Source organism: Mycobacterium kubicae (assembly GCF_015689175.1).
Lineage (GTDB): Bacteria > Actinomycetota > Actinomycetes > Mycobacteriales > Mycobacteriaceae > Mycobacterium > Mycobacterium kubicae.
In genome coordinates this window covers 1840996-1865361 of the sequence record NZ_CP065047.1, presented here as the reverse complement: position 1 = coordinate 1865361, position 24366 = coordinate 1840996, and the positions used below count along the sequence as shown (strand labels likewise).

The 24366-nt window shown below is 66.8% G+C and carries 24 protein-coding genes, 2 tRNA genes and 1 pseudogene; 11 read left to right on the top strand and 16 right to left on the bottom strand.

All coding sequences use genetic code 11. The annotated features are described in order from the left end of the window. Positions 1-93: 93 nt before the first annotated feature. Complete coding sequence (rpmB, locus tag I2456_RS08870) at positions 94-288, top strand: 50S ribosomal protein L28 (protein ID WP_067413144.1); 195 nt, start codon at positions 94-96, stop codon at positions 286-288. Positions 289-299: 11 nt separating this feature from the next. On the opposite strand, the gene I2456_RS08865 is transcribed toward rpmB, so the two are convergent. The 4 genes from I2456_RS08865 to I2456_RS08850 form a co-directional block, all read right to left on the bottom strand. Continuing rightward, complete coding sequence (locus tag I2456_RS08865; protein ID WP_085073406.1) at positions 300-950, bottom strand: nitroreductase; 651 nt, start codon at positions 948-950, stop codon at positions 300-302. Positions 951-1012: 62 nt separating this feature from the next. Next, positions 1013-1696 carry a uracil-DNA glycosylase gene (locus tag I2456_RS08860; RefSeq protein ID WP_085073407.1) on the bottom strand — a complete coding sequence of 228 codons (684 nt, stop codon included), beginning with the start codon at positions 1694-1696 and terminating at the stop codon, positions 1013-1015. Beyond that, a complete protein-coding gene (locus I2456_RS08855) occupies positions 1693-1983 on the bottom strand; it encodes a DUF1330 domain-containing protein (RefSeq protein WP_068024894.1) in 291 nt (96 codons plus the stop codon). The genes I2456_RS08860 and I2456_RS08855 overlap by 4 nt, the downstream gene beginning before the upstream one ends. Positions 1984-2083: 100 nt before the next feature. Continuing rightward, the gene (locus I2456_RS08850; protein WP_068157397.1) at positions 2084-3073 is read right to left on the bottom strand and encodes a GlxA family transcriptional regulator; all 990 of its coding nucleotides are present in this window, start codon (positions 3071-3073) and stop codon (positions 2084-2086) included. Positions 3074-3143: 70 nt separating this feature from the next. Between I2456_RS08850 and I2456_RS08845 the strand changes: the two genes are divergently transcribed. Both I2456_RS08845 and I2456_RS08840 read left to right on the top strand, forming a co-directional pair. After that, entirely contained in the window at positions 3144-3872 is a 729-nt protein-coding gene (locus tag I2456_RS08845) for an HD domain-containing protein (RefSeq protein ID WP_085073491.1), read from the top strand. Beyond that, a complete protein-coding gene (locus I2456_RS08840) occupies positions 3869-4588 on the top strand; it encodes an MBL fold metallo-hydrolase (RefSeq protein ID WP_085073408.1) in 720 nt (239 codons plus the stop codon). The genes I2456_RS08845 and I2456_RS08840 overlap by 4 nt, the downstream gene beginning before the upstream one ends. Positions 4589-4705: 117 nt before the next feature. On the opposite strand, the gene I2456_RS08835 is transcribed toward I2456_RS08840, so the two are convergent. Then, positions 4706-5662 (bottom strand): thiamine-phosphate kinase, encoded by a 957-nt coding sequence (locus I2456_RS08835; RefSeq protein WP_085073409.1) that lies wholly within the window; start codon positions 5660-5662, stop codon positions 4706-4708. 63 nt (positions 5663-5725) lie between these two features. On the opposite strand from I2456_RS08835, the gene I2456_RS08830 reads away from it, so the two are divergent. Further along, positions 5726-6244 (top strand): DUF3515 domain-containing protein, encoded by a 519-nt coding sequence (locus I2456_RS08830; RefSeq protein WP_241007906.1) that lies wholly within the window; start codon positions 5726-5728, stop codon positions 6242-6244. Positions 6245-6248: 4 nt separating this feature from the next. On the opposite strand, the gene I2456_RS08825 is transcribed toward I2456_RS08830, so the two are convergent. Both I2456_RS08825 and I2456_RS08820 read right to left on the bottom strand, forming a co-directional pair. Then, positions 6249-7361: a D-alanine--D-alanine ligase family protein gene (locus I2456_RS08825; RefSeq protein WP_068024876.1), complete on the bottom strand. Its 1113-nt coding sequence runs from the start codon at positions 7359-7361 to the stop codon at positions 6249-6251. A gap of 76 nt (positions 7362-7437) precedes the next feature. After that, positions 7438-8445 carry an NAD(P)H-dependent glycerol-3-phosphate dehydrogenase gene (locus I2456_RS08820; RefSeq protein WP_068025683.1) on the bottom strand — a complete coding sequence of 336 codons (1008 nt, stop codon included), beginning with the start codon at positions 8443-8445 and terminating at the stop codon, positions 7438-7440. Between the two features lie 101 nt (positions 8446-8546). Here I2456_RS08820 and cofC point away from each other — a divergent pair, with 101 nt between their 5' ends. The 3 genes from cofC (at position 8547) to mutT1 (ending at position 12511) form a co-directional block, all read left to right on the top strand. Continuing rightward, positions 8547-9197, top strand: a complete 651-nt coding sequence (cofC, locus tag I2456_RS08815; RefSeq protein ID WP_085073410.1) for a 2-phospho-L-lactate guanylyltransferase — start codon at positions 8547-8549, stop codon at positions 9195-9197. Positions 9198-9290: 93 nt separating this feature from the next. Next, positions 9291-11492 carry an RNA degradosome polyphosphate kinase gene (locus tag I2456_RS08810; RefSeq protein ID WP_068157426.1) on the top strand — a complete coding sequence of 734 codons (2202 nt, stop codon included), beginning with the start codon at positions 9291-9293 and terminating at the stop codon, positions 11490-11492. Between the two features lie 77 nt (positions 11493-11569). Next, positions 11570-12511, top strand: coding sequence for an 8-oxo-(d)GTP phosphatase MutT1 (mutT1, locus tag I2456_RS08805; RefSeq protein WP_068024870.1), 942 nt, complete (start codon positions 11570-11572; stop codon positions 12509-12511). Between the two features lie 59 nt (positions 12512-12570). On the opposite strand, the gene I2456_RS08800 is transcribed toward mutT1, so the two are convergent. The 3 genes from I2456_RS08800 to leuC all read right to left on the bottom strand — a co-directional run bounded on the left by I2456_RS08800 (position 12571) and on the right by leuC (position 15498). Then, on the bottom strand, positions 12571-13236 hold the full coding sequence (locus I2456_RS08800; RefSeq protein ID WP_068024867.1) for an HU family DNA-binding protein: 666 nt from the start codon (positions 13234-13236) through the stop codon (positions 12571-12573). Between the two features lie 217 nt (positions 13237-13453). After that, positions 13454-14050 carry a 3-isopropylmalate dehydratase small subunit gene (gene leuD, locus I2456_RS08795; RefSeq protein WP_068024863.1) on the bottom strand — a complete coding sequence of 199 codons (597 nt, stop codon included), beginning with the start codon at positions 14048-14050 and terminating at the stop codon, positions 13454-13456. A gap of 23 nt (positions 14051-14073) precedes the next feature. Next, positions 14074-15498, bottom strand: a complete 1425-nt coding sequence (leuC, locus tag I2456_RS08790) for a 3-isopropylmalate dehydratase large subunit (protein WP_068024859.1) — start codon at positions 15496-15498, stop codon at positions 14074-14076. Positions 15499-15577: 79 nt separating this feature from the next. Here leuC and I2456_RS08785 point away from each other — a divergent pair, with 79 nt between their 5' ends. Next, positions 15578-16279 (top strand): IclR family transcriptional regulator, encoded by a 702-nt coding sequence (locus I2456_RS08785; protein ID WP_068024857.1) that lies wholly within the window; start codon positions 15578-15580, stop codon positions 16277-16279. 136 nt (positions 16280-16415) lie between these two features. Continuing rightward, positions 16416-16937: a PPOX class F420-dependent oxidoreductase gene (locus I2456_RS08780; protein ID WP_085073411.1), complete on the top strand. Its 522-nt coding sequence runs from the start codon at positions 16416-16418 to the stop codon at positions 16935-16937. Between the two features lies 1 nt (position 16938). On the opposite strand, the gene I2456_RS08775 is transcribed toward I2456_RS08780, so the two are convergent. From I2456_RS08775 to I2456_RS08760, 4 genes are all read right to left on the bottom strand, one after another. After that, positions 16939-17014: transfer RNA gene (locus tag I2456_RS08775), tRNA-Glu, on the bottom strand. Positions 17015-17086: 72 nt separating this feature from the next. Then, positions 17087-17158: transfer RNA gene (locus tag I2456_RS08770), tRNA-Gln, on the bottom strand. Between the two features lie 134 nt (positions 17159-17292). After that, complete coding sequence (gene gltX / locus I2456_RS08765; RefSeq protein ID WP_241007965.1) at positions 17293-18699, bottom strand: glutamate--tRNA ligase; 1407 nt, start codon at positions 18697-18699, stop codon at positions 17293-17295. Between the two features lie 74 nt (positions 18700-18773). Further along, on the bottom strand, positions 18774-19571 hold the full coding sequence (locus I2456_RS08760; RefSeq protein ID WP_085073413.1) for a fumarylacetoacetate hydrolase family protein: 798 nt from the start codon (positions 19569-19571) through the stop codon (positions 18774-18776). 189 nt (positions 19572-19760) lie between these two features. Between I2456_RS08760 and I2456_RS08755 the strand changes: the two are divergent. Further along, positions 19761-20768: pseudogene (locus tag I2456_RS08755) on the top strand (MFS transporter); the annotation flags it as partial. A gap of 181 nt (positions 20769-20949) precedes the next feature. Here the strand turns inward: I2456_RS08755 and I2456_RS08750 are convergent. Together I2456_RS08750 and serA are read right to left on the bottom strand one after the other, a co-directional pair. Next, positions 20950-21966 (bottom strand): 3-isopropylmalate dehydrogenase, encoded by a 1017-nt coding sequence (locus I2456_RS08750; protein ID WP_085073414.1) that lies wholly within the window; start codon positions 21964-21966, stop codon positions 20950-20952. Then, positions 21963-23549 carry a phosphoglycerate dehydrogenase gene (gene serA, locus I2456_RS08745; RefSeq protein ID WP_068165667.1) on the bottom strand — a complete coding sequence of 529 codons (1587 nt, stop codon included), beginning with the start codon at positions 23547-23549 and terminating at the stop codon, positions 21963-21965. Before serA ends, I2456_RS08750 begins: the two co-directional genes overlap by 4 nt. Before the next feature lie 209 nt (positions 23550-23758). Between serA and wrbA the strand changes: the two genes are divergently transcribed. Next, the gene (gene wrbA / locus I2456_RS08740; RefSeq protein WP_068024825.1) at positions 23759-24358 is read left to right on the top strand and encodes an NAD(P)H:quinone oxidoreductase; all 600 of its coding nucleotides are present in this window, start codon (positions 23759-23761) and stop codon (positions 24356-24358) included. Positions 24359-24366 lie beyond the last annotated feature (8 nt).

Here is a 24366-nt window from a genome sequence, read left to right as displayed (position 1 = left end):
CTATCCTGGGCTATCGTGTACACGCCCGGGTGCTGCCTGGGCTCTGCGCCGGCCAGGTCGCCGGCCCAGCAAGAGACTTGAGGAGTTCGAACAATGGCCGCTGTGTGCGATATCTGCGGGAAAGGCCCCGGCTTCGGCAAGTCGGTGTCGCACTCCCACCGCCGCACCAGCCGCCGGTGGAACCCCAACGTCCAGACGGTGCACACCGTGGACCGTCCCGGCGGCAACAAGAAGCGCGTCAACGTCTGCACCTCGTGCATCAAGGCCGGCAAGGTCACCCGCGGCTAGCCGCTGCTGACTCACTCGTCCACGAACTGGACGTGCTTATCCAGGCCGTCGCGTCCGATGTGTAACGAGTTGGCCGAGAAGTAGGGGTCGGGATAGCCGATCGCCAGTCCACACAGGATCGTTGTCTCAGGGGCTATGCCGAGCTCTTCGCGAACGATTTCGGGGTAGCCGGCGATCGACACCTGCACGCAGGTGCCCAGCCCGCGGGCGGTCAGCGCCAACAGCAGCGTCTGCAGGAACATGCCCACGCCCATGCTGTCGACCAGACCGAAGTCTCGATGCATGAACACCACCGCGCCCACCGGAGCGCGGAAGAATTCCCAGTTGCGCAGCACCGCGATGCGGCGGGCCTCGGCGTCGTCGCGGTCGATGCCCATCGATCCGTAGACCTGCGACCCGAGCTCGCGTCGTAGGTGAGCGAACGCCGCAGGCAGTTCGGGCACCCTGGGTGGCTCCGAGCGCGCCTTGCTCAGCAGCGCCGTCACCAACCGGTCGCGCGCCGGTCCACTGGTCACGACGAGTTGCCACGGTTGCACGTTGGAATTCGACGGCGCGTACATGGCCAGCCGCAGTGATTCCTCGATCAGGTGTCGCGGCACCGGGTCGGGTAGGAACATGCGCGACGAATGCCGCTGCCGGATCGTGTCTTCCAAGTCGTACATGTCTCAACAACCTCGTTCACCCAGGCCACCGCGGCGATGCGCCGCGGGCGCGGTCATCACCGTCACGGCAACCGCCAATCAATCGGTTCGGCACCCATCCCGGCGAGCAGTTCGTTGGCGCGACTGAACGGCCGCGAGCCGAAGAATCCGCGAGACGCCGAAAGCGGTGAGGGATGCGGTGATTCGATGGCGACACAATCACCGGCGGCCAGCATCGGCTTGAGCGTCGACGCGTCGCGGCCCCACAAGATGGCGACCATCGGCTGCGCGCGCGCGACCAACGCGCGAATTGCACACTCGGTCACCGCTTCCCAGCCCTTACCCCGATGCGACGCCGGGCTACCGGGACGCACGGTCAGCACTCTGTTGAGCAGCAATACGCCGCGCTGCGCCCAAGGAGTCAAATCGCCGCAGGAGGGTTGCGGGTGGCCCAGGTCGGCGGTGTACTCGTCGAAGATGTTGGCCAGGCTGCGCGGCAGCGGCCGCACGTCCGGGGCAACCGAGAAGCTCAGTCCCACAGCGTGTCCCGGTGTCGGGTACGGGTCTTGGCCGACGATGAGAACGCGGACGTTGTCGAACGGGAACGTGAACGCACGCAACACGTTTGGGCCTGCGGGTAGGTACCGCTGCCCGGCCGCGATCTCGGCCCGCAGGAACTCCCCCATCTTGGTCACCTGATCCGCGACGGGCTCCAGCGCGGCCGCCCAACCCGCCTCGACGAGTTCGCTCAGCGGGCGCGCGCTCACGCCAACCCCTTGGCCAGCAGCACTACCGTGTCGGCGCCCGCCCGACGGTCCTTCGATATCTCTTGATACTCCGGCGATTGCGCCCACCGGTGAAATGCGGACTCGTCAGGAAACGACATCAACACCACTTTGTCCCGGTCCCAGTCACCTTCGATCACCTGCGGTGACTCGTCGGCCGCCAGCAGCGTTCCTTCGTGACGCGCGAAGACGTCCAGAAATTTCGCCTGGTAACGGAGGTAGGCCGCCCGGTCGGTGAACCTCAGCTGGGCGATCGCATACACGCTCACCGCGCCACCCTAGCGTCCCGGCGCCGGAGGTTAGCCAAGCGCGTCGGCCACCCGCCGGGAAAATATCGGCGGCTCGGCGCGGCAGCGGCCCGGTCAAGCGTCATTGCGCGGCGACGTAGCCCTGTCGATACTTCTGCGGCGAGACGCCGACAGTTCGCAGGAAGTGGTGGCGTAGTGAGGCATACGAGCCGAATCCTGACTGCTCGGCGACCCGGTCGACCGGCAGCACGGTGGCCTCGAGCAGATGCCGTGCGCGGGCGACGCGCATGGAGGTGAGCATCCCCAGCGGTGTGGCGCCGAAGTGCTCTCGAAATTGGCGGTTGAGAGTACGCACGCTCACCGCCGCTTGATCGGCGATGGTCGGCAGATCAAGCGGTTTGGCGGCGTTCTCTTCCATCCAGGCGAGCGTCGGCTGCAACGGATGCTCAGCGACGGCGGGCGCCGCATGTTCGATGTATTGAGCCTGTCCGCCGGCACGCCACGCCGGTACGACGACCCGTCGCGCCGTTGCACCGGCCAGACCAGGCCCGGCGTCTTGGCGGATCAAATGCAGGCACAGATCAAGCCCCGACGCCACTCCAGCCGCGGTCAAGATGTCGCCCTCGTCGACGAACAGCACGCTCGGATCGACCTCGATTCGGGGAAAGCGGCTCGCCAGCTCATCTGCCCACTGCCAGTGGGTGGTCGCTCTTCGACCGTCCAGCAGGCCGGCTGCCGCCAGCGTGAACGCCCCGACACACATAGACGCCATCCGAGCACCAGCCGCGGCGGCATGGCGGAGTGCCGAAATGACCGGCGCGGCAGGTGTTTCCAGGAACGAATGCACTCCCGGCACGATCACGAGGTCAGCGCCGGTCAGCGCATCCAACCCGTAGGGGGTACGGAATTCGACACCGCCCCAGTCAGCGGTGGTAGCGACGCGGCGCTTGGGGCCGCACACCCGGACTTCGTATCGGCGGGCGGCGGGGGCGCCGTCGGTTACCGCGCGGGAAGCCTCCGCGCCTGCCTCGTTGGCCATACCGAAAACCAGGCTCGGAATCATGAGTTCGAATCCCATGACACCGTCTTGCGCGACCACGGCAATGATCATGGCCAGATCTTAAAGCAATATGACGATCTGGCCACTGGTCTGGGCCGTGCCGATCCCGCATGGTGACGGTATGTCACCAGCCAGCAGTTCCACCGAAAACCACGACGCGGACCGCGGCCTCGCCCTGCCGAGTTCGGAATTGGCGGTCGCCGCAAGGGAACTCGTCACCGCGGTATCGCCGCCGTTCGTCGCGCATCACGCGATACGTAGCTATCTCTTCGCCCGGGCGGTCGCCGCCGCCAAGGGTTTGCAACGCGACGTGGACTACGACGATGAACTGGTGTACTTGAGCTGCGTTCTACACGACCTGGGCGTTACCGACCACGGCAACGGTGATCAACGGTTCGAGGTCGACGGCGCTGACGCCGCCGCTCGGTTCTTGCGCACCCATGACGTCGATGAGGACCGCGTCGAAATCGTGTGGCAGGCGATAACACTGCACACCAGTGTCGGTCTGGCGCACCGCTTTGGTCCGGTCCAAGCCGTCAGTCAGATGGGGATCTCGACTGACATCATCGGCGTCGACCGGGGCCTGCTCCCACCCGGATATGCCGAGCGGGTACACGCTCAATGGCCGCGAGACAACCTTGGGTTCGCGCTCGCCGAGGTGATCGCCGACCAGATTGAACGCAACCCGCAGAAGGGTCCGCCGCTGACCTTCCCCAGCCACCTCCACCAACTAATGAAGGCAGCTACACCGGCGCCCAACTGGTTCGACCTCGTCGCGAGCTCAGGCTGGAACGACGAACCCGTCGCGTCACCATCCCACGCAGCGGCAGATCGAAGAAGCGGTTCATGACACCTACCGAGGTGGTCACGATCCCAGTGGTGGGCAGGGCAACGGTGAACGCCTTCCTGCTGCTGGGCCGCAAAGCGGTGATAGTGGACACCGGTGTGCCGGGCAGCGGTCCGCAGATCCTTGCCGCCTTGGCCAAGCGTGACGTCGGCGCGTCGGACGTAGCGGCCCTCGTGATCACCCACGGCCACATCGACCACCTCGGGTCCGCGGCTTACTTGCAGCAGGCGCTCGCAGCGCCGATCATCGCCCACGAAGCCGACCTCGAGGCGTACGCGTCCGGCCGGAGCATGCCAGGTTCGCTGCGACCAACCGGGCCGTTCGGCTGGGTGTTCGCCAAGCTGCCTCCGGCGAACGGTCGCACCGAGCCGTTCGTACCGGACATCGTCGTCGATGGGCCGATGTCGTTGGCGGACAACGGTGTTGACGCCGAGATCCTCATGACTCCAGGTCACACGCCCGGATCGATATCGGTGTTGACCGACGCCGGCGAACTCCTCGCTGCTGACCTGATTGCCGGCTCCTATCTCGGCGCCATTCGACGCAGGCCCGCCAACCCACCGTTTCACCAGGACAGGCTCCTCAACCTCGCCAGCCTGGATGCGGTGTTGAAACTCGATCTCACCGTCATCCATGTCGGCCATGGTGGACCCCTGAATCCCGCACAGGTGCGGAGGTGGGCCCGGCGTGAGCGCCAGAGATTGGCCCGCACAAGTTAGTGCCGCCGACGTGAAACGCGTTGCGGGACATCACGTTGATAGCCATCCTCGGCATTGTCGCTGTGAGGCGGGCATTTAGAGCAATACTTGCGCACACAGCTGCAGTGGCTGATGTGACTAGGCATAGGACTGCCAACCGGGGTTACCTTGCCACTCAGTGCCGTCGACCAGCACGCGGGCCGGCCCGTCGACGACCTCTCCGATCACCCGCCACCCGTCCGGCGGCGCGCCGGGAAAACATGCCACCAAGGCGTGGTCCTCGCCACCACCCAGCACCCATGACCACGCATCGGCACCGACGGCCGCCGCCACCTCGCCGAGCAGTCGATGGTCGGCAGCCAGTGCGGCGGTCGACAACTCGATGCCCACCCCGGACGCGTCGGCGACATGCCCCAGATCAGCGATCAGACCGTCGGAGACGTCGATCATCGCCTGGGCTCCGGCTGCCGCGGCCGCCGGTCCCTGGTCATAGGGTGGATCGGGCACCACATGGCAGCGTCGGAAGGCGTCGAAACCCTCAATACCGCTGTGCCACAACGCGTATCCGGCAGCTGAGCAACCCAGATGGCCGGTCACCGCCACCACGGAGCCGGGCCGAGCCCCCGACCGCAGGACTGGCGCCCGCCCACCCAAGTCACCCAGTACCGTCACCGAGACCACCCACTGTGGGCAGCTGACGAGATCGCCCCCGACGATGCCGGCCCCGATTCGCCCTGCCTCGCTCCACATTCCGTCCACCAACGCGGTCACCTGCGCGACCGGGGTGTCGCTGGGCGCGCCGAAGCCGACCACGAATGCCGTTGTCCGCGCGCCCATCGCGGCGATGTCGGCGCCGTTCTGGGCGATCGCCTTGCGACCGACGTCGTGCGGGGTAGACCAGTCCAGCCGAAAGTGCCGGTCCTGCACCAGCATGTCGGTCGACACCACGATGCGACCGTCACTGGACACCAGCACCGCCGCGTCGTCGCCGGGTCCGACCGCAACCGCGTCCGAAAGCAAGCGACCACGCACCAACCGGTCGATGACGGCGAACTCGCCGACCTGCTGCAGCGTTTCAGAGGCGTCGTCGCCCACGGCACCTCCTGCGAGCTGCGGTAAGTTGATTCCCTGCCGAGTGTAGGAGATCGGAGGTGGCAGGTGCCCGACGCCGACGGGCCGCCCCGCGCCCTGCTCATCGCCGCGGTGGCCCTCGCGGTGACCGCCATCGGCGTCGTCCTGTTCATCGCGGTGTCTCGCCGCCCGCCCCAGCAGCCGGTGACCTTCCCGCCGCTGTCCGCCCCGCACGCCAACGCGCCGGCCTGTCAGGCGCTGATGGCCGCGCTGCCGCAACAACTCGGCGACTATCAGCGGGCCGCCGTCACCCAACCCGCGCCCGACGGGGCGGCGGCCTGGCGGACCCAGGCCGACAGTGAACCGGTCCTGCTGCGCTGCGGGCTGGACCGGCCCGCCGAGTTCGTGGTGGGCTCACCCATCCAAGTCGTCGACCGGGTGCAGTGGTTCGAAGCACGGAAATCGACCTGGTACACCGTGGACCGGCCGGTGTATGTCGCGCTCACCCTGCCCGCGGGGTCGGGGCCCACGCCGATCCAAGCGTTGTCCGACGTCATCGACCACACCATCACCGCGGTGGCCATCGACCCGGCGCCGGCGCGCTGAACCGTCAGCGCAGACCCACACCGCGCGCCAGCGCTGTCTGCACCATGGTGGCGACCAGCGTGGGATAGTCCACTCCGCTGGCCGCCCACATCCGGGGAAACATCGAAATCGTGGTGAATCCGGGCATCGTGTTGATCTCGTTGATCACCGGCCCGTCCTCGGTCAAGAAGAAGTCCACCCGCGCCAGGCCTTGGCAGTCGATGGCTTTGAACGCGCGAATGGCCAACTGCCGCACCGCATCCGCAACGTCGTCGTCGACCTTGGCCGGCACGTCCAGTTCGGCGGCGTCGTCGAGGTATTTGGTCGCGAAGTCGTAGAAAGAGTCTTCCCGTCCCCGCACCCCGGCCACCCGGATCTCCCCCAGCGTGCTGGCTTCGATTGTGCCGTCGGGCATTTCGAGCACACCGCATTCCAGCTCCCGGCCGTTGATGGCCGCCTCGACAATCACCTTCGGGTCGTGGCGGCGAGCCTCGGCGATGGCGGCGGGCAGCTGATCCCAGCTCGTCACCCGACTCACGCCGATTGACGAGCCGCCGCGCGCGGGCTTGACGAACACCGGCAATCCCAGCCGCTCGCGTTCCTCGTGATCCAGGTCCACCCGGGCCGGGCGAAGCACCGCGTGGTCGCCCACCGGCAAGTTGTCGGCAAGCAGCAGCTTCTTGGTGAATTCCTTGTCCATGCCCGCGGCACTGGCCAGCACACCCGCGCCCACGTACGGCACCCCGGCCAGCTCCAGCAGCCCTTGCACGGTGCCGTCCTCGCCATACGGGCCGTGCAGCACGGGGAACACCACGTCGACCGAGCCGAGCACCTCACCGGCGCCGGGCGGCAGCGACACCAGTTGGCCGCCGCGACGCGGATCGGCCGGCAACGCCAACTCGGTGCCCGAGTCCGCGGTCACCGAGGGCAGCTGCCGATCGGTGATGGCCAGCGATTCCGGCGTGGCGTCGGTGAGTACCCAGGAACCCTCCGGGGTGATGCCGACCGCGATGACGTCGAAGCGCTCGGGGTCCAGATGGCGCAGGATGCTGCCGGCCGACACGCAGGAGATGGCGTGCTCGTTGCTGCGTCCGCCGAACACGACGGCAACGCGGATCAGCCGGTCGCTGGCACTCACAAGCTAAAGAGGCTACCGGGTGGGGCGCCGGCAGGCCGGACCTGCGGCGCTGAGCTGGGTTTCCCTGTGTCGCGTCTCATTCCGGCTTGGTTCTGCGGCCCAGCAGCAACGCTATCGCCTCGGTCACCGACAGGCCCCGGTGGCACACTTGGTGTACGGCGTCGGTGAGCGGCATCTCCACGTCGTAACTGGACGCGAGCGACAGAATCGATTCGCACGACGTCACACCCTCGACGACGTGCCCGTCTCGACCGTGCAACGCCACCTCGATGGACTCGCCGCGGCCCAGCCGTTCACCCAGCGAACGGTTGCGGGAATGCGGCGAGGTGCAGGTGGCGACCAGGTCCCCGACCCCGGCCAACCCGGCCAGGGTCGCGCCCTTGGCGCCGAGCGCCAGCCCCAGCCGCATGATTTCGGCCAGCCCGCGGGTGATGATGGCCGCCGCGGTGTTCTCCCCCAGCCCGACGCCCACGGCCATTCCGCAGGCCAAGGCGATCACGTTCTTGCAGGCGCCGCCGATCTCGGTGCCGACCACGTCGGAGTTGGTGTACGGGCGGAAGTAGCCGCTGTTGAAGAAGCGTTGTAACGTCACCGCGCGACCGGAGTCGCTGCAGGCGATGACGGTGGCGGCGGGCTGGCCCTGGGCGATCTCGCTGGCCAGGTTGGGTCCGGAGATCACCGCCACCTGCGACGGGTCCACTCCCGTCACCGAAACGATCACCTGGCTCATCCGCATGAGGGTGTTCAGCTCGATGCCTTTGGCGAGGCTGACCAAGGTCGCGCCCTCGGCCATCAAGCCGTTCCACTGCTCGAGGTTGGCCCGCATTGTCTGCGCCGGGACGCCCAGCAGCACGGTGGAGGCGCCGGCCAGTGCTTCCTGCGGATCGGCGGTGGCGTGGATGCCGGCGGGTAGCGGTGTGCCGGGCAAGTAGTCGGGATTGGAATGGGTGGCGTTGATCTGTTCGGCAACCTGGGGGCGGCGCGCCCACAACGTGACCTCTCCGCCGGCGTCGGCGAGCACCTTGGCCAGCACCGTGCCCCATGCCCCGGCGCCCATCACCGCGACGGTTCCCGTGCTGGCCATCACCACCCCATTCGTCTATCACGCCATCGGCAGCCGCTACACCCTAGAACAGCGACCCGCCGCCGTCACGCGGACGCGACGCTCGCTGGCAGGATGAGCCCATGAGCGGCACACGGGCCGACGGTACGGGTGATGTCGGCTTGATCATCGCCGTCAAACGGTTAGCCGCCGCCAAGACCAGGCTGGCTCCGGTCTTCTCCGCGCAGACGCGGGAGAAGGTGGTGCTGGCCATGCTGGTCGACACCTTGACCGCGGCAACCCGGGTCGACGCCGTACGCATGATCACCGTCATCACGCCCGACGAAGCGGCGGCGGCGGCGGCAACCGAGCTGGGCGCCCAGGTGCTGACCGATCCGACGCCACCCGACGATGTGGACCCGTTGAACACCGCCATCGCCGCAGCCGAACGTGCGTCGGCCGAATCGGCCCCCAATCTTGTTGTGCTGCAAGGTGATTTACCCGCCTTGCAAACCCAGGAGCTGGCGCAGGCAATCGCCGCGGCGCGCCAGCATCAGCGCAGCTTCGTCGCCGACCGGCTGGGCACCGGAACGGCCGCACTGTGCGCCTTCGGCGTCCCACTGGACCCGCACTTCGGCCCGGATTCGGCCGCGCGCCACCGCCGTTCGGGCGCGATAGAGCTCACCGGCGCGTGGCCCGGGCTGCGCTGCGACGTCGACACACCCGCGGACCTTGCCGCGGCCCGCCGCCTGGGCGTGGGACCGGCGACCGTGCGCGCCATCGCACCTCGCTGAAGTACCTCGGCAAAGATTTCCGACGGGTTAATGGCGCACCAACGGGCGGTGCATGCCGGTAATTAGTCCATGGACTGCTGGCAGCACCGCCGGGTGATGAGCAATGATCGCAAGGTGACCGATATCGAAGCCAGCCCAGAGGCCGAGGCCCGCACCGACGAGAATTCGTGGGCTCCAAGCGACTCACTGGCAGCGCCACCGGCCGCCACACCCGCCGCCATCACCGATCAGTTGCCAGATGAGCGGTACCTCAACCGCGAACTGAGCTGGCTGGACTTCAACGCCCGCGTGCTCGCCTTGGCCGCGGACAACTCCATGCCGTTGCTGGAGCGGGCGAAGTTCCTGGCGATCTTCGCCTCCAACCTCGACGAGTTCTACATGGTCCGGGTCGCCGGACTCAAGCGCCGCGACCAGATGGGCCTGTCGGTCCGCTCCGCCGACGGATTGACCCCCCGCGAACAACTGCGCCGCATCGGTGAGCAGACTCAGCAAATCGCCAGCCGGCACGCACAGGTCTTCCTCGATGCGGTGCGCCCGGCGCTCGCCGAAGAAGGCATATATGTAGTCACGTGGGCCGACCTGGACGAGCGCGAGCGCGATGAACTGTCGACCTACTTCAATGAGCAGGTCTTCCCCGTTCTCACCCCGTTGGCCGTCGACCCGGCTCACCCCTTCCCGTTCGTGAGCGGCCTGAGCCTGAACCTCGCCGTGACGGTCCGCCAACCCGAAGACGGCGGACAGCACTTCGCCCGAGTCAAGGTGCCCGACAACGTCGATCGCTTCGTGGAACTCGGCGGGCAGCGGGACGCCGACGGTGAAGAACGGCGGGTACACCGGTTCCTGCCGCTCGAGGAACTGATCGCGGCGTTCCTCCCGGTGCTGTTCCCGGGTATGGAAGTCGTCGAGCACCATGCCTTCCGGATCACCCGCAACGCGGACTTCGAAGTCGAGGAGGACCGCGACGAGGACCTGCTGCAGGCACTGGAGCGAGAACTCGCGCGCCGTCGATTCGGGTCGCCGGTTCGGCTGGAAGTCGCCGACGACATGACCGAAAGCATGCTGGAACTGCTGCTGCGCGAACTCGATGTGCATCCCGGCGATGTCATCGAGGTGCCCGGGCTGTTGGATCTGGCGTCGTTGTGGCAGATCTATGGGGTGGATCGGCCGGACCTCAAGGACCGCACGTTCGTTCCCGCCACCCACCCCGCCTTCGCCGAAAGGGAAACGCCCAGAAGCATTTTTGCCACCCTGCGCGAAGGTGACGTGCTGGTGCACCACCCCTATGACTCGTTCTCCACGAGCGTGCAGCGATTCATCGAGCAAGCCGCCGCGGACCCCAATGTGCTGGCGATCAAGCAGACGTTGTACCGCACCTCCGGTGACTCACCGATCGTGCGGGCTTTGATCGACGCCGCCGAAGCCGGGAAGCAAGTGGTGGCGCTGGTCGAGATCAAGGCTCGTTTCGACGAGCAGGCCAACATTCAATGGGCCCGCGCGCTGGAAAAGGTGGGCGTGCATGTGGCATACGGCATCGTCGGGCTCAAGACGCACTGCAAGACCTGTCTGGTGGTGCGCCGGGAGGGATCGATCATTCGCCGCTACTGCCATGTGGGAACGGGCAACTACAACAGCAAGACGGCGAGACTGTACGAGGACCTGGGTCTTCTGACGGCGGATCCCGACATCGGTGCCGACCTCACCGACCTGTTCAACACCCTTACCGGCTACTCGCGAAAGTTGTCCTACCGCAACCTTTTGGTGGCCCCGCACGGGATTCGCCGCGGCATCATCGAACGCGTCGAGCGCGAAGTCGCAGCGCACCAGGAGACGGGCAACGGCCACATTCGGCTCAAGATGAACGCTTTGGTCGATGAGCAGGTCATCGATGCGCTCTATCGGGCATCGCAGGCCGGAGTGCGGATCGAGGTGGTCGTGCGCGGGATCTGCGCGCTGCGCCCCGGAACCCCGGACCTTTCCGAGAACATCTCGGTGCGTTCGATTCTCGGGCGCTTCCTGGAGCATTCGCGGATCATCCATTTCGGCGCCATCGACGAATTCTGGATCGGCAGCGCCGACATGATGCACCGCAACCTGGATCGGCGGGTGGAAGTCCTGGTTCAAGTCAAGGACCCCAGGCTCACCGCGCAGCTCGACGATCTGTTCGAGTCCGCGCTGGATCCGTCGACCCGGTGTTGGGAACTGGGCTCCGACGGTCAGTGGACCGCGTCGCCACAGGATGGTGAAAGCGTGCGCGATCACCAGGTGTCGCTCATGGAGCGGCACCGCAGTCCCTGACAGCTGTTGTGACGGTAATCCCGGGTCACCGCACTCCCTGCGCGTGGCCCGGGCCGAATTGACCTGCAGGAGTTGAGGTGTCGAACCAGAGCTCGTCGGCGCGCCGGCGTTCCGGAGGCCGGACCGTCTATGCCGCCGGCGCCGTGTTGTGGCGGCCGGCGCCGTCCGAGGCGAAGTCGGTCGAGATCGCCGTGATTCACCGGCCCCGCTACGACGACTGGTCGCTGCCCAAAGGGAAAGTGGATCCCGGTGAGACGGCGCCGGTTGCGGCCGTGCGGGAGGTGCTCGAGGAGACCGGCCAGCACGCGCATTTGGGCCGCCGGCTTGCCACGGTGACATATCCGGTCGACCAGGGCATCAAGAAAGTGCACTACTGGGCGGCGCGCAGCAATGGCGGCACTTTCGCCAGTGGCAATGAGGTCGACGAACTGATCTGGCTGCCGGTGAAAGACGCCATGAAGAGACTTCAATACGCCCAAGATCGAAAGGTCTTGCGCCGGTTCGCCAAGCACCCGCCCGACACGAAGACCGTGCTCATCGTGCGACACGGCACCGCCGGCAACAAGTCGCGGTTCAAAGGCGACGACACCAAACGCCCGTTGGACAAGAAGGGGCGCGCCCAGGCCGAAGCACTGGTTGGCCAGCTACTGGCGTTCGGAGCCACCGATGTGCATTCCGCCGATCGGGTGCGCTGCTATCAGACCGTCGAACCGCTGGCCGCAGAACTGGGCGTGGCCGTCATCGACGAGCCCACCCTGAGCGAAGAGGCCTACGCCAAAAGCCCGAAACGCGGCCGGCACCGAGTGCTGGAGATCGCCGCCGCGCCGGGCACGCCGGTGATCTGCTCTCAGGGCAAGGTGATTCCGGACTTGATCGAGTGGTGGTGTCAGCGCGACGGCGTGCGTGCCGACAAGGCGCGGAATCACAAGGGCAGTACGTGGGTGCTGTCGCTGCGAGAGGGCAAGCTGCTGGCAGCCGACCACATCGGCGGCGCCCTGGCGGCCAACGTCAAGGCCTAGACGCGCGAATACCCTTCGCCAGGCATCGCTGCCAGGCGAAGGGTATTCGCGGTTGAGGACTACTTGCGCCCGCGGCGGGTGCTCGTGGCCTTCTTGGCCGGAGCCTTGCTCGCGGTCTTCTTGGCCGCCGAAGACGTGCTCTTCTTGGCCGGCGCCTTGGTCGCTGCCTTGCGGGCCGGAGCCTTGGTGGTCGTCTTCGAAGCCTTGGTCGCCGTCTTCTTGGCCGGAGCCTTGGTCGCCGCCTTCTTGGCCGGTGCCTTGGTCGCCGCCTTCTTGGCGGGCGCCTTGGTCGCTGCCTTCTTGGCCGGCGCCTTGCTCGCGGTCTTCTTGGCCGCCGAAGACGTGGACTTGCTCGCCGTCTTCTTGGCGGGCGACTTCTTGGCGGTCTTCTTGGCGGCGCCGGCGGTCGAGCCGCGCTTCACCGCGGGGCCCTCGGACGGGAGACGCTGTGCGCCAGAGACAACCGCTTTGAATTGAGCTCCTGGACGGAACGCCGGGACGGACGTCGGCTTCACCTTCACCGTTTCGCCGGTGCGCGGATTGCGAGCCACCCGAGCCGCGCGACGGCGCTGCTCGAAAACACCGAATCCGGTAATGGTGACGCTGTCACCCTTGTGCACCGCACGCACGATCGTGTCCACGACATTCTCGACGGCAGCGGTCGCCTGCCGACGGTCCGAGCCCAATTTCTGTGTGAGTACGTCGATGAGCTCTGCTTTGTTCATCCAAACCCTCCGAAGCTAGTGGGTTCTCGTTTTTCGGAACCGACTAGTGGACACGGTAAACCCTTACCCAGCAAATTTCCAAGAGCCACGCGCAATTTCACGGCCGCGCGACTGCCTATTTTCGCAATCCGGTTGCCGCCCTTGGTCGGTGGCGCACCCCAATTCGGGGGCTCGGGTAAGGCCGGAAGGAGGCCGGAATTCGGCTCCTTCGACGCCGTCAGGAGGTGGGTAAGGTGCGCGGTTTCCAGTCCGGGTAGGCCGCCTCGAAAGACTCGATTTCGTCGAGTTTCCGCAGCGTAAGGGCTATATCGTCGAGACCTTCCAGCAGTCGCCAGGCGGTGTGATCGTCAATCTTGAACGGCAGCACCGCCGTTGCGGCGGTGATATTTCGATCTTGAAGATTGACAGTGATTTCCAGCCCTGGATTCTGCTCGATCAGCTTCCAGAGAAGTTCGACACCATCTTGGTCCACTTCGGCCGCCAGCAGGCCCGCCTTGCCCGCGTTGCCGCGGAAAATGTCGCCGAACCGAGAGGAGATAACCACCCGGAATCCGTAGTCCATCAGCGCCCACACCGCGTGCTCGCGGGAGGACCCGGTGCCGAAATCGGGCCCGGCGACCAAGACCGAACCGCGGTCAAAGGGGCTGAGGTTTAGCACGAATGACGGATCCGAGCGCCAACTCGCAAACAAGCCGTCCTCGAATCCGGTTCGGGTGACACGCTTCAGATAGACGGCGGGAATGATCTGATCCGTATCGACATTCGACCGCCGCAGCGGCACGCCGATACCGGTATGGGTGTGAAAGGCTTCCATCTCTTCCCCTAATTTCGCTCAGGTCAATTCAAATCGGACGGGGCGGACAGGGTGCCGCGCACCGCGGTGGCGGCGGCGACTGCCGGAGACACCAAGTGGGTCCGACCGCCCTTGCCCTGCCGCCCTTCGAAGTTGCGGTTCGATGTCGCCGCACAACGCTCGCCCGGGGCCAGCTGATCGGGGTTCATGCCAAGGCACATAGAGCATCCCGCTTGCCGCCATTCGGCGCCGGCGGCGGTGAAAATCTCGCCCAGCCCCTCGGCTTCGGCCTGCGCGCGGACCCGCATCGACCCGGGCACCACCAGCATCCGCACTCCGTCGGCGATCTTGCGGCCCCGCAACACCTCGGCGACCACGCGCAGATCCTCGATGCGGCCGTTGGTGCAGGAGCCGACGAACACCGCGTCGACGCCGATATCGCGCATGGCCAGGCCGGGTCGAAGGTCCATGTAGGCCAACGCTTTCTCGGCCGCCTGGCGGGCCGCGTCGTCGGTCATCAACTCCGGATCCGGCACGGCGTCGTTCAACGGCACCCCTTGGCCGGGGTTGGTGCCCCATGTCACGAACGGGCTCAGCGAGGCGGCATCCAGATACACCTCGGTGTCGAAGACGGCGCCGTCGTCGGTGCGCAGTTGTTCCCAGTAGGCCAGTGCGGCGTCCCACTGGGCGCCGGTGGGCGCATGCGGGCGACCGCGCAGGAACTCGTACGTCGTTTCGTCCGGTGCGACCATGCCGGCTCGGGCGCCGGCCTCGATGCTCATGTTGCAGATCGTCATCCGGCCTTCCATGGACAGCGATTCGATGGCGCTGCCGCGGTATTCGATGACATGCCCCTGGCCGCCGCCGGTGCCGATCTTGGCGATCAGGGCCAAGATGATGTCTTTGGCCGAGACGCCGGGAGGCAGTTCACCGTCGACGTTGACCGCCATCGTCTTGAACGGACGCAGCCGCAGCGTCTGGGTGGCCAGCACGTGCTCGACCTCCGAGGTACCAATCCCCATGGCCAGCGCGCCGAATGCGCCGTGGGTGGACGTGTGGCTGTCGCCGCACACGACGGTCATTCCGGGTTGGGTGAGGCCCAGTTGCGGCCCGACGACGTGCACGATGCCCTGATCGAGGTCGCCCATCGGGTGCAGGCGGATACCGAATTCTGCGCAGTTGCGGCGCAATGTCTCGACCTGCGTGCGCGACACCGGATCGGCGATCGGCTTGTCGATGTCAAGGGTCGGCACGTTGTGGTCCTCGGTGGCGATCGTCAGGTCGGGCCGGCGCACCGGGCGCCCCGCCAACCGCAGGCCGTCGAACGCCTGGGGACTGGTGACCTCGTGCACCAGATGCAGATCGATGTAGATCAGGTCCGGAGCGTCGGAACTGGCGCCGGAGACCACCACGTGGTCTTCCCACACCTTTTCGGCCAAGGTGCGCGGTGCGCGGGTATCGGCGGACATTTGTGCCTCTATTCGTTCGGTGCGGCTCGCTGACCATCAGGGCTGGTGATCTCACAATGCGAGACGCTAGTATCTCCTTGTGAGACAGCATAGCGGTATCGGCGTGCTAGACAAAGCGGTGGGCGTGCTGCACGCGATCGCGGAATCCCCCTGCGGGCTAGCCGAACTGTGTGAGCGGACCGGCCTGCCCAGGGCCACCACGTACCGGCTCGCGGCGGCATTGGAGGTACACCGCCTGCTCGGGCGCGACGAGGAGGGCCGCTGGCGGCTGGGCCCGGCGGTCACCGAATTGGCCGCCCACGTCAACGATCCGCTGCTGGCGGCGAGCGCGGCGGTGCTGCCGCAGTTGCGCGAGACCACCGGGGAAAGCGTTCAGTTGTATCGCCGGGAAGGCACCTCCCGGGTCTGCGTGGCAGCACTGGAACCGCCTGCGGGGCTTCGCGATACCGTGCCCGTGGGCGCGCGGTTGCCAATGACGGCAGGTTCGGGCGCCAAAGTGCTGCTGGCCTACAGCGACGCCGCGACCCAGGCAGCCGTGCTGCCGGCCGCGAAATTCACCGACCGGGTGCTGGCCGAAGTACGCCGCCGCGGCTGGGCCCAAAGTGTGGCCGAGCGCGAACCCGGTGTGGCAAGCGTTTCCGCGCCGGTGCGAGACAGCCGCGGGATCGTCGTGGCCGCGATATCGGTATCGGGTCCCATCGACCGCATCGGCCGCCGCCCCGGTGCCCGGTGGGCCGCCGACCTGCTGGCCGCAGCCGACGCCCTGGCGCGCCGGCTCTAGCCCCAGTGTGCGCACACGGCTCCGAGTGAGCGGCCACGGCGGGAAATTCGCGGTGTTCCCGCCACCGGCGCACAGTCGGCGCCGCCACTTCACACTCGAAGCACACGGGCGACCCCCGGCCTGACAGACTGACGCCATGGGAACCAACCAGCGCGCCGACATCGTCATGTCCGAGGCGGAGATCGCCGACTTCGTCAACTCGAGCCGTACCGGAACCCTGGCCACCATCGGCCGCGACGGGCAACCGCATCTGACGGCCATGTGGTACGCCGTGGTGGACGGGGAGATCTGGCTCGAGACCAAAGCCAAGTCGCAGAAAGCGGTCAACCTCAAACGCGATCCGCGGGTGAGCTTCCTGCTCGAAGACGGCGACACCTACGACACGTTGCGGGGCGTGTCGTTCGAGGGCACCGCCGAGATCGTCGAGGACCCCGAAGCCCTGCACCGGGTGGGAATCAGCGTCTGGGAGCGCTACACCGGCCCCTACAGCGACGAAGTCAAGCCGTTCGTGGACCAGATGATGAACAAGCGCGTCGGTGTCCGCATCGTCAGCCAGCGGACCCGCTCCTGGGATCACCGCAAGCTGGGCCTGCCGAAGATGCCGGTGGCTGGGACGACGGCGCCGGCCGCGAAGGGCAACGGGCAGATCGGTCAATAACTGGTAGCCCCGATGGGATTCGAACCCACGCTACCGCCGTGAGAGGGCGGCGTCCTAGGCCGCTAGACGACGGGGCCAGAACCGATCCGAGCAGTCAGCATAGCTCACCGCGATACACCCGCCTAATCGCTTGGGCGGGCGAGATTTTGCTGGGGTACCAGGACTCGAACCTAGAATGGCTGAACCAGAATCAGCTGTGTTGCCAATTACACCATACCCCATTGGCCGCCTATAACCGCTGGTCACAGCACTTTTGCGAACTCTTGTCCGCGTGGGTCGAAGCGCTTGATGCCTGCCGTTGTGGGCCGACGTGCAGACTACCAAATCGCCCACTTGGTTCCTATTTAGCGCCGCGCTAGGCGGCTCCGACCTGCTCTCGCGCTGCCTGCAGTCGCTGCAGTGTGCGGTCGCGCCCCAATAGTTCGAGCGACTCGAACAGCGGTGGGCTGATCGTTGTTCCCGTCGCGGCCACCCGGATCGGCCCGAACGCCTTGCGTGGTTTGAGTCCCAGGTCGTCGATCAGCGCGGCCTTGAGGGCGACCTCGATGGCTGTCGTCGTCCAATCCGCGACCCCGTTCAGGGCGACAAGAGCGACGTCCAGCACCGGCCCGCCGTCGGCGGACAGTTCTTTGGCGGCGGCCTTGGGATCGATCGCGTACTCGTCGTCGTTGAGGAACTTCAGCAACTCCCACGCGTCGCTGAGGACGACGATGCGGGTTTGCACCAGGTCGGCGGCGACGGCGAAGGCGGTGTCGTCCAGATCAAGGCGCCGCCCATGGGCGGCGAAGTAGTCACGCAGCCGCCCGGCGAAGTCGGCCGGGTCGAGCAGGCGGATGTGCTCGGCGTTGAGCGCGTCGGCCTTCTTCTGGTCGAACCGGGCCGGGTTGGAGTTGACGTCGACCACATCGAAGGCGGCCACCATCTCCGCCACGCTGAACAGGTCGTGGTCGTCAGCGATCGACCAGCCGAGCAGCGCAAGGTAATTCAGCAAGCCTTCGGGGATGAAGCCGCGGTCGCGGTGGGCGAACAGATTGGACTGCGGGTCGCGTTTGGAGAGCTTCTTGGTGCCCTCGCCCAACACCGTTGGCAGGTGGGCGAATTGCGGTGTCCGCTCGGCAACCCCGATCCGGATCAGCGCCTGGTACAGCGCGATTTGGCGTGGGGTGGACGGCAGCAGGTCCTCGCCGCGCAATACGTGGGTGATTTTCATCAGGGCGTCGTCGCACGGGTTGACCAAGGTGTACAAGGGATCTCCGTTTGCCCGGGTGAGCGCGAAGTCCGGTACCGAACCGGCCGCGAACGTCGTCCGACCGCGCACCAGGTCGTGCCAAGTCAAGTCCTCATCAGGCATCCGCAGCCGCACCACCGGCTGCCGGCCTTCGGCCAGGTAGGTCGAGCGCTGCGCGTCCGTCAGCGTGCGGTCGTAATTGTCGTAGCCCAGCTTGGGATTGCGGCCGGCGGCCACATGCCGGGCCTCGACCTCTTCCGGCGTCGAAAACGCTTGATAGGCCTCGCCCGCCGCGAGCAGCCGAGCCACCACGTCGCGATAGATCTCACCGCGCTGCGACTGCCGGTAGGGCCCGTACGGCCCGCCCACCTCGGGGCCTTCATCCCAGTCCAGACCCAGCCACCGCAACGCATCCAGCAGCGCCAGATAACTTTCCTCGGTGTCGCGCTGGGCGTCGGTGTCTTCGATGCGGAAGACGAACGTGCCGCCGGTGTGGCGGGCGTAGGCCCAATTGAACAAGGCCGTGCGGACCATCCCGACGTGTGGGATGCCGGTCGGCGACGGGCAGAACCGGACCCGGACCGGGGCAGCGTCAGGATTCGGGGTGGTCACGATTTCCCTTTGCGCACAACGGGATTGCTCAGGGTGCCGATTCGTTCGATGGTGATGGAGACGGTGTCCCCATCCTCGATGGGGCCGACCCCCGCGGGTGTCCCGGTGAGGATGAGATCACCGGGCAACAGCGTCATGACGGCCGAAATCCATTCCACGATGGCGCCGACGTCGTGGATCATCAACGAGGTCCGCGAGTGTTGTTTCACGGCGCCGTTGACCTCGGTACGCAACTCGATGTCCGCCGGGTCGATGTCGGTGACGATCCACGGGCCTATCGGGCAGAAGGTGTCATGGCCCTTGGCCCGGGTCCACTGGCCGTCGGCCTGCTGTTGATCGCGCGCCGATACGTCGTTGCCGATGGTGTAGCCGAGGATGTTGTCGGCGGCCTGCGCGGCGGCGACGTCTTTGCAGGGCCGGCCGATGACGACGGCCAGCTCCCCCTCGAAGTGCACCGGTGATGCGTTGACGGGCAATCGGATTGGCACGTTGGGGCCGATGATCGCGGTGTTGGGTTTGAGGAAGATGATCGGGTCCGCCGCGGCGGGACCCGTCTGGCCACCCATTTCGGCGATGTGGTCGGCGTAGTTCTTGCCGACACAGACCACCTTGCTTGCCAATATCGGGGCGAGCAACCGGACATCGGCAAGTGGCCACGAGCGGCCGGTGAAATTCGGTGTACCGAAGGGGTGCTCGGCGATTTCTCGTGCCGTCATGTTGGTGGGGTCGTCGAGTTCACCTTCGATGCTGACGAAAGCGACTCCGTCTGGGCTGGCGATTCGACCAAGGCGCATTCGGATGAGCCTAACCAGTGTCGGGCACCGCCTCGCGGCGGGTCGTGCCGGGCAGTGGCCCTGGGCCGAACTGCATGGCACACCGGCCACACGCGACGTGTCATGCGCGACCATGGTTGATGCCTAGGGACCCGACCGGTGTTTCTGCGCTGCCAACAGGTGAACAGCGGTTTGTGTCAGCATGGTGGGATGCTCAAAAATCCGACCAGCTCCGCTGCCCGCTGGTCGATCGTGGTCGTCTCACTGCTGGTGACGGCTAGCTCGTTTCTGTTCATCAACGGGGTCGCCTTCCTGATCCCGGCGTTGCAGAGCAACCGCGAAACCCCATTGGCCCAAGCGGGTTTGCTGGCGTCGATGCCGAGCTGGGGCATGGTGGTCACCCTGGTCGCCTGGGGTTATGTGCTGGACCGCGTCGGTGAGCGGATCGTCATGACCGTGGGTTCGGTGCTCACCGCGGCCGCCGCCTACGGCGCGGCGTCCATGCATTCCCTGGTGATGATCGGCGTTTTCCTGTTCTTGGGCGGCATGGCCGCCGCGAGTTGCAACAGCGCCGGCGGCCGGCTGGTGTCGGGATGGTTTCCACCCGAGCAGCGGGGCCTGGCGATGGGAATTCGGCAGACCGCCCAGCCGCTGGGCATCGCCTTGGGCGCCATGGTGATCCCCGAACTCGCCGAACGGGGCGCCCAGGCGGGTCTGCTGTTTCCGGCCATCGCGTGCACGGTGGCCGCGGTGGCAAGCGTTATCGGCATCACCGACCCGCCCCGGAAAACCCGGCAGTCGGCCAGCGGCGAGGAGTTGGCCAGTCCCTATCGCGGCTCTTCGGTGTTGTGGCGCATTCACGCAGTGTCCGCGCTGCTGATGATGCCGCAGACGGTGACGGTCACCTTCATGCTGGTCTGGCTGATCAACCACCACCACTGGTCGGTCGCCGCGGCGGGCGGTTTGATGACCATCTCCCAGCTGCTTGGCGCGGTGGGCCGCATCGCCGTCGGCCGCTGGTCGGATCGCATCGGCTCGCGCATGCAACCGGTCGCGGTGATCGCGGTCGCCGCGGCCATGACGCTGTTCCTGCTGGCCTTGTCCGACCACATCGACTCGCTGTACGACGTGCCGCTGATGATGGCGATCTCGGTCATCGCGACGCTCGACAACGGGCTGCAGGCCACCGCGATCACGGAGTTCGCCGGGCCGTTCTGGAGTGGCCGCGCGTTGGGCATCCAGAACACCACCCAGCGGGTGATGGCGGCCGCCGGTCCCCCGCTGTTCGGTGCGCTGATCAGCGCGGCCCGCTATCCCTCGGCGTGGCTCCTGTGCGGCTTGTTTCCGTTGGCGGCGCTGCCTCTGGTGCCGGTTCGGCTGTTACCGCCGGGGTTGGAGCTCAGAGCGCGGCGGCAATCCGTTCGCCGACATCGCTGGTGGCAAGCCGTTCGTTCCCGCGACTTGCGAGGTAGGTCTCGACGGCTCGATCCACCCGAGCAGCAGCATCGTCCTCCCCCAAGTGAGCAAGCAGCAACGCCACCGACATGATCGCCGCGGTGGGATCGGCGATCCCCTGACCGGCGATGTCGGGGGCGCTGCCGTGGACTGGTTCGAACATCGACGGGTTGGTGCGGGTGGCGTCGATATTGCCGCTGGCCGCCAAGCCGATGCCGCCGCAGACCGCCGCGGCGAGGTCGGTGATGATGTCGCCGAACAAGTTGTCGGTGACGATGACGTCGAACCGGCCGGGGTTGGTGATCATGTGGATGGTAGCGGCGTCGACGTGCAGGTAAGCCACCTCGACGTCGGGGTACTTTTCGCCGATCTCCTGCACGGTGCGCCACCACAGCGCTCCGGCGAAGGTGAGCACGTTGTTCTTGTGCACCAACGTCAGATGCTTGCGGCGTTGCCGGGCGCGTTCGAAGGCGTCGGCGACCACCCGACGCACGCCGAAGGCGGTATTGACGCTGACCTCGGTGGCGACCTCGTTGACAGTCCCCACCCGAATCGCCCCGCCGTTGCCGGTGTAAGGCCCCTCGGTGCCCTCGCGGACCACCATGAAGTCGATCTCGGGGTCTCCGGCCAGCGGGCTGGCGACACCGGGGTACAACCGGGCGGGTCGCAAGTTCACATGGTGATCCAGTTCGAAGCGCAGCCGCAGCAGCAGTCCACGCTCCAACACCCCGCTGGGAACCGACGGGTCGCCGATCGCCCCGAGCAGGATGGCGTCGTGCTGGCGCAGCTCACCGATGACCGCTTCCGGCAGTACTTCTCCGGTGGCGTGGTAACGGCGCGCGCCTAGGTCGTACTCGGTCTTCTGCGCGCCGGGAAGCACCGCGTCGAGGACCTTGACGGCTTCGGCGACGACTTCCTGGCCGATGCCGTCGCCGGGAATGATCGCAAGGTTGACGCTCATGACAGGTCGACCACCTCGAGCTTGTTGGCGCCCACGGCCGCGGCGATCTCGGCGCGCACATCCTCGGGCACGTCTTGATCCAGCCGCAACAGGATCGTCGCGCTCGGCCCTTCGGCGTCCTCCGACAGCTGCGCGGCTTGGATGTTGACGCCCGCGGACCCGAGTAGGGTGCCGATCTTGCCCAGCGCGCCGGGCTGGTCGACGTAGTTGATCACCAGGTTGGTGCCCTGGGCCCGCAGATCGAAGTTGCGGCCGTTGATCTGCACGATCTTTTCCACCAGTTGCGGCCCGGACAGGGTGCCCGCGACGTTGACGACCGAGCCGTCCGCGGCAACCGCCCGCACGTCCACCACGCTGCGATGGTTGGGGCTCTCGGTGGCCTTGGTCAGCTCGGCGGTCACTCCCCGTTCGGCGGCCAACGCGGGCGCGTTGACAAAGGTGACCTGGTCTTCGATGACCGCCGAGAACAGTCCGCGCAACGCGGAAAGCTTCAGCACCTCGACCTCTTCGGCCGCCAGTTCACCGCGCACTTGCACCGACAGCGACGCCGGCAGTTCGCCGGAGAGCGCGGCGGTCAGCACGCCCAGCTTGCGCACCAGATCCAGCCAGGGGGCCACCTCCTCGCTGACCACACCGCCGCCGACGTTGACGGCGTCGGGCACGAACTCACCGGCCAGGGCCAGCCGCACACTCTTGGCGACGTCGGTGCCCGCACGGTCCTGGGCTTCAGAGGTGGATGCACCCAGGTGCGGGGTGACCACCACCTGCGGCAGCTCGAACAGCGGGCTGTCGGTGCAGGGCTCGCTGGAGAACACGTCGAGCCCGGCCGCGCGCACATGGCCGCTGCTGATCGCCTCGGCCAGCGCCGTCTCGTCGACCAGCCCGCCGCGGGCGGCATTGACGATGATCACCCCGGGTTTGGTCTTGGCCAGCGCGTCCTTGTCGATCAGGCCCGCCGTTTCCGGGGTCTTGGGCAGGTGCACCGAGATGAAGTCGGCGCGAGCCAGCAGGTCGTCGAGGGACAGCAATTCGATGCCCAGCTGCGCGGCGCGGGCCGCCGAGACGTACGGGTCGTAGGCGACGACGTGGGTGCCGAACGCGGCGATGCGCTGGGCCACGAGTTGGCCGATGCGGCCCAACCCGACTACGCCGACCGTTTTCCCGAAGATCTCGGTGCCGTTGAACGACGACCGCTTCCAGGTGTGTTCACGCAACGAAGCATCGGCGGCCGGGATCTGGCGGGCGGCCGACAGCAGCAGCGCCAGGGCGTGTTCGGCCGCGCTGTGGATGTTCGACGTGGGCGCGTTGACCACCAGCACGCCACGGGCGGTGGCGGCGTCTACGTCAACGTTGTCCAGCCCCACCCCGGCGCGGGCGACGATCTTGAGCTTGGGGGCCGCCGCGAGCACCTCGGCGTCCACCGTCGTGGCCGACCGCACCAGCAGCGCGTCGGCCTCGGGCACCGCGGCCAGCAGCTTTTCGCGGTCCGGGCCGTCTACCCACCGCACCTCGACCTGGTCTCCCAGGGCGGCGACGGTTGACTGGGCAAGTTTGTCGGCGATCAACACCACAGGCAAGTTCACGCGGACAGCCTAGCCGTGTAGCGGCGACCGTCGACGGGTGGACGTCGCCGTGATGCGAATCGCGCTGATTGTCTGGCGTTGAGTCACATTCGCCACAGCTGTCTCTGCTGGAGGCGGTGTGCTTTTCGCCCGCCTCGCAGCGACAACTCAGGCCGAAGGGCCCTTCGGCGACTCTTGGTGTGACCAGACCAGAGTCCTACGCTGACGCCATGACCAAACTCGCGATCATCTATTACTCGGCCACCGGCCACGGCACCACGATGGCCAACCGCGTCGCCGCGGCGGGCGAGGCCGCCGGCGCCGAGGTACGGGTCCGCCATGTCGAAGAAACCCGCGACCCCGCGTCGTTCGCGCAGAATCCCGCTTGGACGGCGAATTACGAAGCCACCAAAGACCTTCCGGCGGCCACCGGCGAAGACATCCTCTGGGCCGACGCGGTGATCTTCGGGTCACCAACTCGGTTTGGTTCGCCCGCAGCGCAATTGCGCACCTTCTTGGACTCCCTGGGCGGGCTGTGGGCCCAGGGCAAACTCGCCGACAAGGTGTACGCGGCCTTCACCTCGTCGAACACCAGGCACGGCGGCCAGGAGTCCACGCTGCTGTCGCTGTACTTCACGCTGATGCATTTCGGCGGGATCATCGTGCCGCCGGGCTACACCGACCCGCTGAAGTTCGTCGACGGGAATCCCTATGGCGTCAGCCTGATCTCCACGCACGACAACATCAACGACCTGGAAGACGCGACGAACAACGCGCTGGACCACATGGCGCGCCGAGTGGTGTCGATAGCCGCGCGCCTGGCCGCTTAGCCGCTGCG